Origin of the sequence: Bartonella sp. AP30XZML, assembly GCF_042195945.1 — a bacterium.
GTDB lineage: Bacteria > Pseudomonadota > Alphaproteobacteria > Rhizobiales > Rhizobiaceae > Bartonella.
This window is the reverse complement of sequence record NZ_JBHIPJ010000029.1, coordinates 1-1,969: the sequence shown is the minus strand read 5'-3', so window position 1 is coordinate 1,969 and position 1,969 is coordinate 1. Positions and strand designations below refer to the sequence as shown.

Genomic DNA, 1,969 nt, shown 5'->3' with positions numbered 1-1,969 from the left:
CAATATTTCCTTGAACAAGGATAAATCCTCTAGTGATTATCATAGTGTTGTGGAACAATCAGGCATCAAAGCGGGTGATGGTGGTTTTAAGATCAACGTTAAAGATAAAACAACGCTGACCGGAGGTATTATTGAAAGCACCGCGCCGGCAGATAAAAACAGTCTGACCACAGGAAGCATCAGCACCAGTGATATCAGCAACAGTGCGCATGCGCAAGCCAGCAGTCAAGGTTTAAGCATTTCGGCGGGTGGTCCGATGTATCAGGGCAAATATGGTGTCGGGAAAAACATTGCTAAAAATGTCTTAGATCATTCAAAAGCTAAAGATTCAGAGGAAGGATATACCAAATCTGCTATCAGCAATGGCACCATTGTGTTGACTGATGAAGCAGGTCAGAAGGCATTAACAGGGCAAGATGTTGAGCAAGCCATAGCCTCCCTTAATCGGGATACTGCTAGCGCCCATAAGAGTGTACAACAGCTCGATGTAGGCAAGCTGGAACAAATCGTCCATGAAAACCGTGAAATGGCAACCCAACTCTTAGAAGAAGGATTTAAATACAGCGATGATTCCTATAAAACCATGTTTATCAAAGAGCACCCCATCGCCGTGGTCGACCGTGATGAAAAGGGTAATATAATCTATAAAATAGATGCAAATGGAGAGCCTATAGAAGACGCTCGTGGACAAAAAATACCTAAGTTTCATTATTTAACGGATGAAGAAAAGCAGTATTTGCAAGAAGGCTCTGATGGCAAAGTGCATGTGTCCTTTAATGGCATCTTTACGCCACCCTATGAAGCCGCTGTTTATGCAGAGCAACATGCGGAGAATAAAAATGAACCGCTTTATTTTGTTGTGTTCCCAGAAGCCGATTCTGCTATCTCAGAACTTCTAGTCGCGGGCTATCAGAAGTTTATGGAAAATAACTTTTGGGGTTTGACCAATTCAACACAAGAAGCAAAAGATTTGATGTATAGCTATGGTCTTACAGGATTAGAACTTTATGGACATAGTCGCGGGACAATGACATTGGGGAATATGCTGAATTCTTTCAAACAAGAAGGTGTTCACGGTATAGCCAACGAAAACACGACTATCAATCTCTATGGACCAGCCTTTAATGTTTTAGTTGCATCCAGTCTGTTAGGGTATGTGAGTGATGGCAAACAAATCACTGTTGGTTTTGATGGGCATAGATACGACTTTGTCAGCAGAATTATTGGCGGTAATGGCTATACCTACGAGACAATACCTGCTGGTAGTAATTGGTGGAAAGAAACATGGAATATGTTCACAAATCCTTACAATCCTCATACTTGCCTTGGAGATGCGGGTAATAAGTGCAGAACACTTTATGGCACATCTCATCGTGAACAAAAACCTTGAATTAAATAATGGAGTGAAAAATGAAACAGACTCTAAAATTATTAAGTATAATAGTTCTGTTAAGTATAGCTGGATGTCAGTTTAATAAGCCTCCTGGCGGGTATTTGAGTGTGTGGGAGAAAAATGGTGTTACTAATTTTACTGAAATAGGAAAAGCCTTATTAGAATGTGGCATGCCAACCCCTTATGATCGCGATCCAGAAAATAGAAAGTTAAGCAACAATGCAATAGGAAGCATAGAAGCTTGCATGCTTCAATCGGGATTTCGTGATAAAGTAGGGGGGGGGACTATGTGCGAGAATCATAAAGCCGAAAACCTTCCGATTTGTCGTCCAGGCGCTGTTGTTCCACAGCGCAGTGTCAAGAAGCGCTTGAACAGCCCGTTTTGTAAAAAATATAAAAATAGTCGCAAATGCCAGCCTTAAGTTTTGCTGTTTGTGATGATTAAAATCCGCCATCCTTGCCTTTGCTTGGAATGGTGGGATTGTTTTCTCAATTTACCATCTCAACTCAGTTCAGAACTGTCTTGAAAAACGGAGATAAAATATCAACAGGCTTTAGAGCCTTTTTATTGTAAAT

1 protein-coding gene and 1 pseudogene are annotated in these 1,969 nt (G+C 41.0%); both read left to right on the top strand.

The features are described from left to right. A pseudogene (locus ACFIL2_RS02010) lies at positions 1-1,390 on the top strand (filamentous hemagglutinin); the annotation flags it as partial. Positions 1,391-1,410: 20 nt separating this feature from the next. Beyond that, on the top strand, positions 1,411-1,815 hold the full coding sequence (locus ACFIL2_RS02005) for a hypothetical protein (protein ID WP_375681673.1): 405 nt from the start codon (positions 1,411-1,413) through the stop codon (positions 1,813-1,815). Positions 1,816-1,969 lie beyond the last annotated feature (154 nt).